Annotated in this window: 9 protein-coding genes; 4 read left to right on the top strand and 5 right to left on the bottom strand. The window is 70.4% G+C overall.

The annotated features are described in order from the left end of the window. Positions 1 to 57: 57 nt before the first annotated feature. The 4 genes from OG245_RS12220 to OG245_RS12205 form a co-directional block, all read right to left on the bottom strand. Complete coding sequence (locus tag OG245_RS12220) at positions 58 to 888, bottom strand: hypothetical protein (protein ID WP_371623548.1); 831 nt, start codon at positions 886 to 888, stop codon at positions 58 to 60. Positions 889 to 1,233: 345 nt separating this feature from the next. Beyond that, positions 1,234 to 2,016: a hypothetical protein gene (locus tag OG245_RS12215; protein WP_371623547.1), complete on the bottom strand. Its 783-nt coding sequence runs from the start codon at positions 2,014 to 2,016 to the stop codon at positions 1,234 to 1,236. Then, complete coding sequence (locus OG245_RS12210) at positions 2,013 to 2,933, bottom strand: hypothetical protein (RefSeq protein ID WP_371623546.1); 921 nt, start codon at positions 2,931 to 2,933, stop codon at positions 2,013 to 2,015. Before OG245_RS12210 ends, OG245_RS12215 begins: the two co-directional genes overlap by 4 nt. Beyond that, positions 2,909 to 4,471, bottom strand: coding sequence for a PucR family transcriptional regulator (locus OG245_RS12205; protein WP_371623545.1), 1,563 nt, complete (start codon positions 4,469 to 4,471; stop codon positions 2,909 to 2,911). Before OG245_RS12205 ends, OG245_RS12210 begins: the two co-directional genes overlap by 25 nt. 104 nt (positions 4,472 to 4,575) lie before the next feature. On the opposite strand from OG245_RS12205, the gene OG245_RS12200 reads away from it, so the two are divergent. The 3 genes from OG245_RS12200 (at position 4,576) to OG245_RS12190 (ending at position 8,887) form a co-directional block, all read left to right on the top strand. Beyond that, on the top strand, positions 4,576 to 6,054 hold the full coding sequence (locus OG245_RS12200) for a sodium:solute symporter (protein ID WP_371623544.1): 1,479 nt from the start codon (positions 4,576 to 4,578) through the stop codon (positions 6,052 to 6,054). Positions 6,055 to 6,209: 155 nt separating this feature from the next. Then, complete coding sequence (gene speB, locus OG245_RS12195; protein ID WP_371623543.1) at positions 6,210 to 7,208, top strand: agmatinase; 999 nt, start codon at positions 6,210 to 6,212, stop codon at positions 7,206 to 7,208. After that, positions 7,205 to 8,887: a thiamine pyrophosphate-binding protein gene (locus OG245_RS12190; protein ID WP_371623542.1), complete on the top strand. Its 1,683-nt coding sequence runs from the start codon at positions 7,205 to 7,207 to the stop codon at positions 8,885 to 8,887. The genes speB and OG245_RS12190 overlap by 4 nt, the downstream gene beginning before the upstream one ends. 86 nt (positions 8,888 to 8,973) lie before the next feature. Here the strand turns inward: OG245_RS12190 and OG245_RS12185 are convergent, their stop codons facing one another. Beyond that, positions 8,974 to 9,336 (bottom strand): hypothetical protein, encoded by a 363-nt coding sequence (locus OG245_RS12185; protein WP_371623541.1) that lies wholly within the window; start codon positions 9,334 to 9,336, stop codon positions 8,974 to 8,976. Between the two features lie 266 nt (positions 9,337 to 9,602). On the opposite strand from OG245_RS12185, the gene OG245_RS12180 reads away from it, so the two are divergent. After that, positions 9,603 to 13,334 (top strand): ABC transporter ATP-binding protein, encoded by a 3,732-nt coding sequence (locus OG245_RS12180; protein WP_371623540.1) that lies wholly within the window; start codon positions 9,603 to 9,605, stop codon positions 13,332 to 13,334. The last annotated feature ends 55 nt before the right edge of the window (positions 13,335 to 13,389 follow it).

The raw sequence follows: 13,389 nt of genomic DNA, 5'->3' as shown, positions 1-13,389 counted from the left end.
CTCTGCGGGGCCTGGAGCGCGCACCTTCCGGGCCCCGACAAGGGCGCAATGACTGCTCTATTCGCCGGCCATCCTTCGGAGCGCCCAGAACTCGATTGTCGCAGTCGGTGATTCACTCACGATATGTCCTGAAGTTCTGGCAGCGGGAGAATCCCTGAAGCTCTCCAGGGCTGCCGAGGGCGTCAAGCCACGCCCGAAAGCTTCATGTAGTTTCTTCAGCCAAGCCAGCCCTGCGTGATATCCGGCTAGATCGGCATCATCGTGTGGCTCGAAGCTCGCGGCACCCTCAGCCTCCGATGCCCACAAGTAGCCCAGAATCTCGTTCTCGCCATGCACGGGAAGGTAGGAAACTCGGCCTGTGGCCTCGCGCTTGTACGTTGACTGGAACGGTGGAGTGTGGCTGAACACGCTGTTTCGCTGAGGGATTTCGAAGCGAATCCACACATTGGAGGCGGATCCATCGTCATCGAAATGATTGTTCACCCCTTCTTCGGTAGCAATACCAAGCCGGGTTGGATTGTCTGGATCTACCTCCGTTCCTAGTGCTACCGAAATATCCTTCAGGAGATCCGCGAGGCGTGGTCGATTCAGTTGGAACAGAGAATCATTCTCCTTGCCTTTGAGGTCGTATTGCATCCAAGCGTCTGAAAATGTCGCCAGCGCTACGGTGAAGTAACTTTCAGATACATCCACAGAGAGGTTGAAAAGCCCTTCTGTCGCCACGGGTCCATCTTCTGTTTCCAGGACGCCGTCGCACGTCATGAACATCTCCACGCCGCTGATGTTTCCCGCCTTTGTGCCTTCTTCTATGGCGCCCAAAAGGCCGCTGGTGGCTGGATATTCCTGCTGTGTCAGGAAACTCCTGTGCCCTGGCTCCGGAATCTTCACGGAGACCTTGACCGCTGTGCGGTGTTCCGAGGCGGTGGCGGTCGAGAACCTCAAGGGCAGCCGAAAATCTGCGAACGGCCTCGTGGATCAGGTCGGTGTCGTACCCGCGGTCGCCCCAATTCCATTGAGCGACCGGTGTGCTGGCGATCAAAGTCGTCTTCCTTTTTTCGCCGCCGGAGGCCTGTCTGGCCCTTCGTGACATACCGATACCGGGAAAGGTTATCACCCCGAGAGGTCCGGCTCGTTGGGAGGTTCCCGGGAACGCGATCGCAGAATGTGATGATGCGGGAGTGTGGCAATGGCCAGAGCTCTTCGAAGAATCCTGCAATATTCATTTGCGGATGGTCAGGCTTGTTCCTGCCCTGCGCATCGAGGCGCGCTGAGTACGGCCACCTCAATGAGCCGGGCGGCTTCCTGGTCGTAGATCCGCGCATAGCCTCTATCGCCATCCGAGGCGAATGGTTGGGTTGTCGGTTGCCATCCCAGCTTTCCGCTGAATACCTCGTCGCGCTGCCCGCCCCCCTGCGGCAAAAGGCGCCTGAAGACGGGTCCTCGATCACTATCAGAGGCATAGAAGGTAACGCGTCCTTCAACGTCCAGAGCGTCGAGCACGGTGTTGTGGAGCGCGACAACGGGGGTGTTGCTCGCGTTGCCCTGCAAGCTTCCGGGGCGAAACGAGACACCTGTAAGATCCAAGGCTCCGGCATTGTCTGTCATGAACTCGCCACCTCGCTCATAAAGGCGAATGAGCGGCTCATAGAGGTCAGGGAGATTATCAGATCTGTTTGTAGGGTTTTGCAAGCGTAGTTCCGCAAGCCGTACGGCGCCGCGACAGGTTACTTTGACGTCTGCGCTCATGCGCGCACGGAGGAATTTATCCAATTCGTGTGCGATGCCGGGCGAAATCTTGAATTCTGGGTCCATGAACTCCGTAATGTCGTAGAACGGCCAGACGCTCTCTGCGGAGTACGTCTGGGCCCACAGTGCGGACCGTCTCAGGTATTCGCGCATCAACAGTCGCCGCGACATTGTTTTCCCGAAGACTTCATCCCAATCACCATCCCATTTCACCGCGTAGAGGCGCTCCATCACCTTTGATTTCGTCTGTTCGCCTTTTCCGTCAGTCACTTCAGATCAATCCCTTTAGAAAGCAGCTCCTGCCTGAGGGATGCAACGACGTCGTCAATATTTGCCAGTTGAGGTGCCACCTCGACCCGCGAAGCATCCATGCCCAATGAGCGCCAATGGCCGAACCCGCCCTTACCTTCATTCAAGGAAAGATCATGGGCGCCTGCGTCGAACGCATCCCGGGGCCAAACATGGTAATAATCAAACGTTTTGCCGTCGTCATTGGAGAAACGGTCCCACGCGTCCGGATACTCGCGCAAGTATGGTATGCCCGCCTCCATCAGATGGCTCTCGATATATTCATGAGCGAAGTAGACAGTCTTGCCGTCCTTGTCGGTGCCTTTGAAGACGATCTCGGGCAGGGCGGTGGTGCCTTCGGGGAGTTTGAGGGCGCCTTCCTGGATCGGTAGGGATCCTGCGGGCGGGGTCATACCTTCGGGGAGGTGGACCACGCCGTCGCCGAGGTCGATCGCTCCGGCGGGGATCTCGGCTCCCTCCGGGAGCTTGACCGAGTTCCTCGGGATGGTGAACGCGGCCTCCGGGACGGTCGCACCCTCGGGAAGGTGCAGTGTGCCGTCCGCGAGTTTGAACCCGCCGTCCGGCAGAGTGATCGCACCCGGCGGCAGCGTCGGGATCTCGACGCTGCCCGTGCCCCTGAGGCCGGCCATGACATCGCTGATCTTGGTCAGGCCCGCCCCGGCGCCCTTGAACAGGTACGTCGTCGGGTCGGCGTAGCGGCCGCCTTGTTCGCGAACGACAGAGCTTTGGCCGCTGCCGCCGCCTTGCCCGCGCCGGAGACCGCACCTCCGGTGCCGCCCGTGAAGATCGTCGTCAGGGCGTTGAAGGTGACCGCGCCGCCGGCGCGGGAAGGCTTTTGTGTCCGGGGAGGTGGTCAGAGCTGCCGCAGCGCGAACCACAACTCCGTCCGTACGTCCATGTCGTCCAGGTCCGAGCCCAGCAACTCCCCGCACCGACCGATGCGTTGGCGGACGGTGTTGCGGTGGACGCCCAGGGCCACCGCCGTACGGTCCCAACTGCCGTGGAGGGAGAGCCAGCAGCGCAGGGTGTCGGCCAGCGGCGCGGTGAGCGGGGCGAGGAGGGCTCGGGCGTGGGCGACCGCCTGTTCGTGCGGGACCAGTGCGGCGAGGCCGCTCGTGGGGGCGTCCACCGTCAACGGGGCTCGGGTCGCCCGCGCACGGGCCAGGGCGCGGGCGGCCAGGGTGTCGGCGGCGGCGAGAGCGGTGACGGGGGTGGGCGCGGACGCGCCGAGCGTCCAGCCGGGCTGCGGGGCGGGCCGGGCTGACCGGGGCCGTGCGTCCGTCCCCGCCGGATCGTCGTTCAGCGGCTCCCCGCCCGCCGCCGGCCCCTCCACGTCGCCCGGCAGCAGCAGCCGGACCGCCTCGCCCGCCCCGCGCCCCGCGTCGACCAGGGCCGTGCCCAGCGACGCGCCCAGGGCCCCGGCCGTCAGGGCGTCCGCCGGGGCGCCGTCCGTGCGGTGGGCGTGGATCACCGTCCAGGGGCCGGTGGGGCCGAGGAGCGGGGCCACCTCGGCGGGGGAGGCGCCCAGGAGCATCCGGACCAGGGCCGCCGAACGGCCCGCCGCGTCCGCGCCCTGGTGGGGGGCGGCCAGGAGGGAGAGGAGGACCACCGCGATGCCCGCCACCGTGTGGTCGCCGGACTCCCGCCGCCGGGTCGCCAGCGCCAGGACCAGGCCCTCGCCGCCGCCCAGCGCGTACGCGGACAGGTGGGTGCCGCCGTGGGTGTCGGTGGCCGATGAGGGGGAGCCGGGGCGTTCGCGGGCGACCACCCGGGCCAGCCGGGTCAGGGCCCCCGCGGCCTCCGGGTCCGGGCGGCGGCCCGCCGCGTGGACCTCCTCGCCCCGCGCCGTCAGCAGGACCGCCCGGCCGCCGAGCCGCGTCGCGAGCTGGTGGAGGACCGCCGGCACGGGGTCGGGGCGGGCCGCCGCCGTCGCCAGCGCCTGCTGGGCGCGGGTCACCCGGCGCAGCTCGCGGTGGCGCGCCTCGGCCATCAGCCGCCAGACCGCCCGCGCGATCGCGGTGAACGGGGTTTCCGGCCCCACCTCCAGCAGCGGCAGGCCCTCCCGGTCGCACGCCTCGATCAGGGCCCGGGGCACCGTCTCGTGCACCGGCCGGACCCCGAAACCCAGCGCCGCCGCCCCCGCCTCCACCAGCCGGCCGACGTAGTGGTCCGGGTCCGTCAGCAGCACGCCCGCGCTCAGCAGCAGTTCGCCGCCGAGCAGATACGGATACGGGTCGGCCATCTCCGAGGTGTGCACCCAGAGCAGATCGGCGTCGGCCGGGCCGGCGATCCGGCGCAGACCCAGCTCCTCGCGCGCCAGGAGCTCCGCCAGCGGGATGGGCGGGGTCGGCGGGCCGGCGGGCGGAGTCGGCTGCGGGGTGCCCGCGGAAGGGTTCGGCATGGACGGTTCATCCATTCAGTGCGTCGAAGATGGAGGAAACGTACACTTCAGCGTCGGCTTTCGGCCACCTACCGTCTTCCTCGCACGTACATCTGTTTGCGCGAGACGGAGGGAAGCCCATGGCTGTCGACTACGCCGTGATCGTCGTCTACCTGGCCGGCATGCTCGCCATGGGCTGGTGGGGCATGCGCCGCGCCAAGTCGAAGAGCGAGTTCCTGGTCGCGGGACGCCGTCTAGGGCCGGGGATGTACTCCGGCACCATGGCCGCGATCGTCCTCGGCGGCGCGTCCACCATCGGCGGCGTCGGTCTCGGCTACCAGTACGGCCTCTCCGGCGCGTGGATGGTCTTCACCATCGGCCTGGGCCTGCTCGCGCTGTCCGTCTTCTTCTCCGCCCGGATCGCCCGGCTGAAGGTCTACACCGTCTCCGAGATGCTCGACCTGCGCTACGGCGGCCGGGCCGGGATCATCTCCGGCGTCGTGATGTGGGCGTACACCCTGATGCTCGCGGTCACCTCGACCATCGCGTACGCCACCATCTTCGACGTCCTCTTCGACGTGAACCGCACCGTCGCCATCGTCCTCGGCGGCGCGATCGTCGTCGCGTACTCGACGCTCGGCGGCATGTGGTCGATCACCCTCACCGACATGGTCCAGTTCGTCGTCAAGACCATCGGGGTGCTGCTGCTCCTGCTGCCGATCGCCGTCGTCAAGGCGGGCGGCTTCAGCGAGATGAAGGCCCAGCTGCCGACCGAGTACTTCGACCCGCTCGGCATCGGCGGCGAGACGATCTTCACGTATGTGCTGATCTACACGTTCGGCATGCTCATCGGGCAGGACATCTGGCAGCGCGTGTTCACCGCGCGCAGCGACAGGACGGCGCGCTGGGGCGGCACGGTCGCCGGTACGTACTGTCTCGTCTACGCCATCGCCGGGGCCGTCATCGGCACCGCCGCCAAGGTGATGTACCCGAACCTGGCGAGCTCGGACGCCGCCTTCGCGACGATCGTCAAGGACGAGCTGCCGGTCGGTGTGCGGGGACTGGTGCTCGCCGCCGCGCTGGCCGCCGTGATGTCGACCTCCTCCGGGGCGCTGATCGCCTGCGCCACCGTCGCCAACAACGACATCTGGTCCCGGATACGCGGGGCGGTCGGCCGGGGCGGGGGCGGCGAGGAACCGCACGACGAGGTCAAGGGCAACCGGGTCTTCATCCTGATCATGGGCATCGGCGTCATCCTCATCGCCATCGCGCTGAACGACGTGGTCGAGGCGCTGACCGTCGCGTACAACCTGCTGGTCGGCGGGCTGCTCGTGCCGATCATCGGCGGGCTGCTGTGGCGGCGCGGCACGGCGGCCGGGGCGCTGTCGGCGGTGTGCGTCGGGGGTGTCGCGGTGATCGGGCTGATGGCGTACTACGGGATCCTCGCCAACCAGCCGATCTACTACGGGCTGCTGGCGTCGCTGGCCGTGTACGTCGTCGTCTCGCTGGCGACGCCGCCGACGGACGCGGTGGTGCTCGACGCCTGGCGCGCGCGGTTGGCGGGGCGGGGCGCTCCTGAGGCCGAGGCCCCGGTCGAACCCAGCCGTTCCGGCGCGTAACCCGGCCCGTCCGGCGCGTGACCCGGCCCGTCCGGCGTTTGAGGACGGAACCGTCGCGGCGGGTCGGCCGAGCTCAAAGACGTCCTCAATCGCCGGACGGTCTGGACTGCCCGCACACTTGACACCGTACGAAACCGAAGGAAAGGCACACCCCCATGAGCAGCACCGATGCGCCGCGCGGCCCCATCGACTCCTCCCGCGTCCCGCGGTACGCCGGGCCCGCGACGTTCGCCCGGCTGCCCCGGCTCGACGAGGTCGGCCGGACCGACGTCGCCGTGGTCGGCGTGCCCTTCGACACCGGGGTCTCCTACCGGCCCGGCGCCCGCTTCGGCGGCAACGCGATCCGTGAGGCGTCCCGGCTGCTGCGCCCGTACAACCCGGCGCAGGACGCCTCCCCGTTCGCCCTCGCGCAGGTCGCCGACGCCGGGGACATCGCGGCGAACCCGTTCAACATCAACGAGGCCGTCGAGACCATCGAGGGCGCGGCCGACGACCTGCTGGGCACCGGCGCACGCCTGATGACGCTCGGCGGCGACCACACCATCGCCCTGCCGCTCCTGCGCTCCGTAGCCAAGAAGCACGGGCCCGTCGCCCTGCTCCACTTCGACGCGCACCTGGACACCTGGGACACCTACTTCGGCGCGGAGTACACCCACGGCACCCCGTTCCGCCGGGCCGTCGAGGAGGGCATCCTCGACACCTCCGCCCTCTCCCACGTCGGCACCCGCGGCCCGCTGTACGGCAAGCAGGACCTGACCGACGACGAGAAGATGGGCTTCGGGATCGTCACCTCCGCCGACGTCATGCGGCGCGGCGTCGACGAGATCGCCGACCAGCTGCGCCGGCGCATCGGCGACCGGCCGCTGTACATCTCCATCGACATCGACGTCCTGGACCCGGCGCACGCCCCCGGCACCGGCACCCCCGAGGCCGGCGGTCTCACCTCCCGCGAGCTGCTGGAGATCCTGCGCGGGCTCTCCTCCTGCCACCTGGTCTCCGCCGACCTGGTCGAGGTCGCCCCGGCGTACGACCACGCCGAGATCACCTCCGTGGCCGCCTCGCACGCCGCGTACGAGCTGACGACGATCATGTCCCGCCAGATCGCGGCGCAGAAGGAAGCGAAGGAAGCCAAGGAAGCCGAGGGCGCCAAGTGAGCCACGACCACGACGACCGGCCGCAGCTCACCGCCGCCCAGGCCGCCGCAGTCCTGAATCCGCCGGCCGGCCGCACCGGCGGCGACCTCGTCGTCGAGTCCCTCCAGGGGCTCGGCGCGACCACCGTCTTCGGGCTGCCCGGCCAGCACGCGCTCGGCATGTTCGACGCGCTGCGCCGCTCCTCCCTCCGCTACGTCGGGCTCCGCGTCGAGAACAACGCGGGCTTCGCCGCCGACGCGTACGGCCGGATCACGGGGGAGGTCGCGCCGCTGCTCCTGTCCACCGGGCCCGGGGCGCTCACCTCGCTCGCCGCGCTCCAGGAGGCGGCCGCCGCCTCCGCGCCCGTCCTCGCCATCTCCAGCCAGATCCCCACGGCGGGGCTCGGCGGCGGGCGGCACGGCTATCTCCACGAGCTGCGCGACCAGCAGGCCTCCGTCCGCGACATCGTGAAGTCCGTCCACACGGTGCGCAGCGCCTCCCAGATTCCCTCCGCCATCGCCGCCGCCTGGGAGTCCGCGCTGACCGCCCCGCACGGGCCGGTCTGGGTGGAGATCCCGCAGGACGTGCTGCTCGCCGAGACGATGCTCCCGGTCGTCAGCGCCATGGACGCCACCCCGCGCGAGCTCTACCCGCGCCCCGAGCTGACGATCGCCGCCGCGCACCTGCTGTCGAACGCCGAACGCCCGGTGATCATCGCGGGCGGCGGAGTCGTCCGCTCCGACGCCTCCGGCAAGCTGCGCGCGCTGGCCGAGAAGCTCGACGCCCCCGTCGTCACCACCTTCGGCGGCAAGGGCGCCTTCCCCTGGGAGCACCCGCTGTCGCTCCGCTCCTGGCTGGAGGACCGGCACACCACCGACTTCCTGGAGGACGCGGACGTCCTGCTCGTCGTCGGCTCGGGGCTCGGGGAACTCTCCTCGAACTACCACACCTTCCGCCCGCGCGGCCGGGTGATCCAGATCGAGGCGGACGCCGGGAAGCTGGAGTCCAACCACCCCGCGCTCGGCATCCACTCCGACGCCCGCGAGGCCCTGTCCGACCTCCTGGAGGCCGTCGAGCGGCGCGAGGACGCGGGCGCCGCGGAGCGCGTGGCCACGGTGCTGGAGAAGGTACGGGCGCGGATCGACGCCCAGGAACTGACCCTGGAGCAGCAGGTCCTCGCCGCCGTCCGCGAGGCGCTGCCCGACACCGCGCCCAGCTTCTGGGACATGACGATCCTGGCCTACTGGGCCTGGTCCGCGTTCGACGCCCGCCGCCCCAACACCATGCACTCGGCCCAGGGCGCGGGCGGCCTCGGCTACGGCTTCCCGGCGGCCGTCGGCGCGGCCGCCGCCGACCCGACGAGGCCCGTGCTCGCGGTCTCCGGCGACGGCGGCGCGATGTACTCCATCGCGGAGCTGGCCACCGCCCGCCAGTACGACCTGCCGCTGACCTGGCTGATCGTCGACGACGGCGGCTACGGCATCCTGCGCGAGTACATGACGGACGCCTTCGGCGAGGCCACCGGCACCGAGCTGTCCCGCCCGGACTTCGTCGCGCTCGCCGAGTCCTTCGGCGTCCCCGCCGTCCGTACGACACCGGAGGCCCTCGCCACCGACCTCGGCAAGGCGCTGGCGGCCCCGGGACCGTCCGTCGTCGTGCTCCCGGCCCTGCTGCGGATGTTCGAGCCGACGCACCTGTAGACGGCCATACGCGTCCGGAGCGCGGCGGGAGGGTCCGGAGCGCGGGGAGGGGCGGGCCGGGTGTGAACCCGGCCCGCCCCTCCCGCTCACAGCTCCGCGAGTGCCTTCCCGATCGCGGCCTCCTGCGCCTGCAGACCCTCCTGGAACCGGGCCCGCTCCGCCGGGTCCCGGATCTCCCCGGGCAGCTCCCGGCGCCGTGGCAGAAGGTCCGGCAGCTGCCGGAAGACCACCGAGGCGGCGGGCCCCTCGCCCTGGTTGGCGGCGGCGGCCAGATACCGGCCCGCCTGCCACAGGTGCACGGTGAGGTGCTTGCGCGGTTCGGTGGACACCTGCCGCCGCGTCCCGGGCTTCCCCAGGGAATGGTGCGTGCCCCCGAGGCGCTCCAGCGCGGCGAGCGCCGCGTAGAGCTGTCCGCAGCGGTAGGCCTCGGTGAGCCGGTCGTTCGCCATGGTTCCTGCCCCCTTCGACGGCCCTTCTGACGGCCTTCCGACGAGGAGGCCGGCCATGCCGCCGCGGATGACTACCCGCCCGGCCGGGCCCCGAACCTGTCCTAGGACTCCGGCCCCGCGCGCCCCCGACCATCGGCCCGGTTCACCGCTCCCTTTGTTGCGGCGGGATGAAATCCGCAGCCCGCGGCGTTGGAGCCTTCCGGAAGATCAGGCCCGCGGGTCCGGGTGACCGGACGCGTGCGGACGGGGCGAACGGGAGGCAACGCGTGACGGGCGCAGAGCAACAGGGGTGGGGCCGGCGGCTGACCGGGTACGCGTGGCGATACCGGCGCAACGTCGTGCTCGCTCTCGGCTCGTCGCTCGCCGGAATGGCCGTCATGGCCCTCGTACCGCTCATCACCAAGGTGATCATCGACGACGTGGTCACCGACCACACCCGCTCCCTCGCCGTCTGGACCGGACTGCTCATCGGCGCGGCCGTCCTCGTCTACATAGCCACCTACATCCGCAGGTACTACGGCGGACGGCTCGCCCTGGACGTCCAGCACGACCTGCGTACGGACATGTACACGACGATCACCCGGCTCGACGGGAAACGTCAGGACGATCTGTCCACCGGGCAGGTCGTCGGCCGTGCCACCAGCGACCTCCAGCTGATCCAGGGGCTGCTGTTCATGCTCCCGATGACCATCGGGAACGTCCTGCTCTTCCTCATCTCCCTGGTGATCATGGCGTGGCTCTCGCTGCCCCTGACCCTCGTCGCCCTCGCCGTCGCCCCCGCCCTCTGGCTCATCGCCCGCCGCTCCCGCACCCGGCTCTTCCCCGCCACCTGGTACGCCCAGAGCCAGGCCGCCGCCGTCGCCGGAGTGGTCGACGGGGCCGTCTCCGGGGTCCGGGTCGTCAAGGGCTTCGGCCAGGAGGACCAGGAGACCGGCAAGCTCCGCGAGGTCGGGCGCCGGCTGTTCGCCGGGCGGCTGCGCACCATCCGGCTGAACTCGCGCTACACCCCCGCCCTCCAGGCGGTGCCCGCGCTCGGCCAGGTCGCCATGCTCGCCCTCGGCGGCTGGCTGGCCACCCGGGGCGAGATCACCCTCGGCACGTTCGTCGCCTTCTCCACCTACCTCGCCCAGCTCGTCGGCCCGGTCCGGATGCTCGCCATGGTCCTCACCGTCGGCCAGCAGGCCAGGGCCGGTGTGGAACGCGTCCTGGAGCTCATCGACACCGAGCCCTCGATGCGGGACGGCGCCAAGGAGCTGCCCGCCGACGCCCCGGCCGGCATCGAGTTCGACGACGTCCGCTTCGGTTACGAGGAGGAGCGGCCCGTCCTCGACGGGTTCTCGCTCACCGTCGAACCCGGCGAGACCGTCGCCGTCGTCGGCGCGTCCGGCAGCGGCAAGTCCACCGTCTCGCTCCTGGTGCCCCGCTTCTACGACGTGTCCCACGGGGCCGTCCTCATCGGCGGCCACGACGTCCGCGAGCTGACCCAGGCGTCCCTGCGCTCCGCCATCGGGCTCGTCCCCGAGGACAGCTTCCTGTTCTCCGACACCATCCGCGCCAACATCGCCTACGGCTTCCCCGACGCCACCCAGGAGCAGATCGAACAGGCCGCCCGCGCCGCCCAGGCCGACGGGTTCATCGCCGATCTGCCGAAGGGCTACGACACCACCGTCGGCGAGCACGGGCTCACCCTCTCCGGCGGCCAGCGCCAGCGCGTCGCCCTCGCCCGCGCCATCCTCACCGACCCCCGGCTCCTCCTCCTCGACGACGCGACCTCCGCCGTCGACGCCCGCGTCGAGCACGAGATCCACGAGGCCCTCAAGCAGGTGATGGCGGGCCGTACGACGCTCCTCATCGCCCACCGCCGCTCCACGCTCCAGCTCGCCGACCGCATCGCCGTCCTGGACGGCGGCAGGCTCGCCGCGATCGGCACCCACGAGGAGCTGGAGCGCACCTCCGCGCTCTACCGCCGCCTCCTCACCGACCCCGACGAGCTGGGCGGCGCCTCGCCCGGCCACCGGCCGCTGCGCACCGCGACGGACCCCGAGGACGACCGCGCGCTCCAGGAGGAGCTGGACGCCGAGTTCGACGCGGAGCGCGGCATCACCCCCGCGCTCTGGATCCGCGAGGAGGAGAAGCGGGACACCACCGTCGCCGGGATGCCCGCGACGCCCGAGCTGCTCGCCCAGGTCGAGGCCCTGCCGCCGGCCACCGACACCCCCGAGGTCGACGAGACCGCCGCCGTACGGCCGGAGGACTCCTACGGGCTGCGCCGACTGCTGCGCGGCTTCGGCGGGGTCCTGCTGATCAGCCTCGGGCTCGTCGCCGTCGACGCCGGCATGGGCCTGCTGCTGCCGGTCCTGATCCGGCACGGCATCGACGAGGGCGTCTCCCAGCTCTCCACCGGCGCGGTGTGGGCCGCCTCCCTGATCGCGCTGGCCGTCGTGCTCGTCCAGTGGGTGGCGCAGACCGGCGAGATCCGGATGACCGGCCGGACGGGCGAGCGGATCCTCTACTCGCTCCGCCTGAAGATCTTCGCCCAGCTCCAGCGGCTCGGCCTCGACTACTACGAGCGGGAACTGACCGGCCGGATCATGACCCGGATGACGACGGACGTGGACGCGCTCGCCACGTTCCTCCAGACCGGGCTCGTCACCGCGTTCGTCTCCGTGGTCACCTTCTTCGGCATCATGGTCGCGCTGCTCGTCCTGGACGTCCAGCTCGCCCTGGTCGTCTTCGCCACCCTGCCCGTGCTGATCATCGGCACGGTCTTCTTCCGGCGCAGCAGCGTCAAGGCGTACGAGCTGGCCCGGACCCGCATCAGCGCCGTCAACGCCGACCTCCAGGAGTCCGTCTCCGGCCTCCGGATCGTCCAGGCCTTCGGCCGCGAGCACGACGGGGCCGCCCGCTTCGCCGAGCGCAGCGACCACTACCGCCAGGCCCGGGTACGCGGCCAGTGGCTGATCTCCGTCTACTTCCCGTTCGTCCAGCTGCTGGCCTCGATCGCCGCCGCCGCAGTGATCATCGTCGGCGCGGGCCGGGTCGACAACGGCACGCTGACCGTCGGCGCGCTGGTCGCCTACCTCCTCTACATCGAGCTGTTCTTCGCCCCCGTCCAGCAGCTCTCCCAGGTCTTCGACGGCTACCAGCAGGCGACCGTCTCCCTCGGCCGCATCCAGGAGCTGCTGCGCGAGCCCACCTCCACGGAAGACCCGGACGAGCCGCTCGACGTGCTCTCGCTGCGCGGCGAGATCGCGTTCGAGGACGTCTCCTTCGCGTACGGCTCCGACGAGGAGGCCCTGACCGGTGTCGACCTGCGCATCCCGGCCGGTCAGACGGTGGCGTTCGTCGGGGAGACGGGGGCCGGGAAGTCGACCCTCGTCAAGCTCGTCGCCCGGTACTACGACCCCACGGGCGGCCGGGTCACCGCCGACGGAGCCGATCTGCGCACCCTCGACATGACCGCCTACCGGCACCGCCTCGGCGTCGTCCCGCAGGAGGCGTACCTCTTCGCCGGCACGGTCCGCGACGCCATCGCCTACGGGCTGCCCGACGCCACCGACGCCCGGGTGGAGGCCGCCGCCCGCGCGGTCGGCGCGCACGAGATGATCGCCACGCTGGAGGACGGCTATCTCCACGAGGTCGCCGAGCGCGGCCGGAACCTCTCCGCCGGGCAGCGCCAGCTCATCGCGCTGGCCCGCGCCGAACTCGTCGATCCGGACATCCTGCTCCTGGACGAGGCCACCGCCGCCCTGGACCTCGCCACCGAGGCCCTGGTCAACCAGGCCACCGACCGCCTCGCCGGCCGCCGCACCACGCTGGTGGTGGCCCACCGGCTGACCACCGCCGCCCGCGCCGACCGCGTCGTGGTCATGGACCACGGGCGTGTCGTCGAGGACGGCACGCACGACGAGCTGCTCGCCCGGGGCGGGCGGTACGCCCGGCTGTGGCGCACCTTCATAGGCGAGGGCATAGGGGAGGACGAGCCGGCGGGCGTCTGAGCGGCCACCGGGTCCACCGGGTCCACGGGGTCCACCGGGTCCCGCGGGCCCCGGG

Source organism: Streptomyces sp. NBC_01116 (assembly GCF_041435495.1).
Taxonomy (GTDB): domain Bacteria; phylum Actinomycetota; class Actinomycetes; order Streptomycetales; family Streptomycetaceae; genus Streptomyces.
This window is presented reverse-complemented; position numbering and strand designations above follow the sequence as displayed.

Coding starts and splice junctions, on each gene's coding strand:
- OG245_RS12205 (WP_371623545.1), bottom strand. CDS start 4,471: ATGGATGAACCGTCCATGCCGAACCCTTCCGCGGGCACCCCGCAGCCG.
- OG245_RS12200 (WP_371623544.1), top strand. CDS start 4,576: ATGGCTGTCGACTACGCCGTGATCGTCGTCTACCTGGCCGGCATGCTC.
- speB (WP_371623543.1), top strand. CDS start 6,210: ATGAGCAGCACCGATGCGCCGCGCGGCCCCATCGACTCCTCCCGCGTC.
- OG245_RS12185 (WP_371623541.1), bottom strand. CDS start 9,336: ATGGCGAACGACCGGCTCACCGAGGCCTACCGCTGCGGACAGCTCTAC.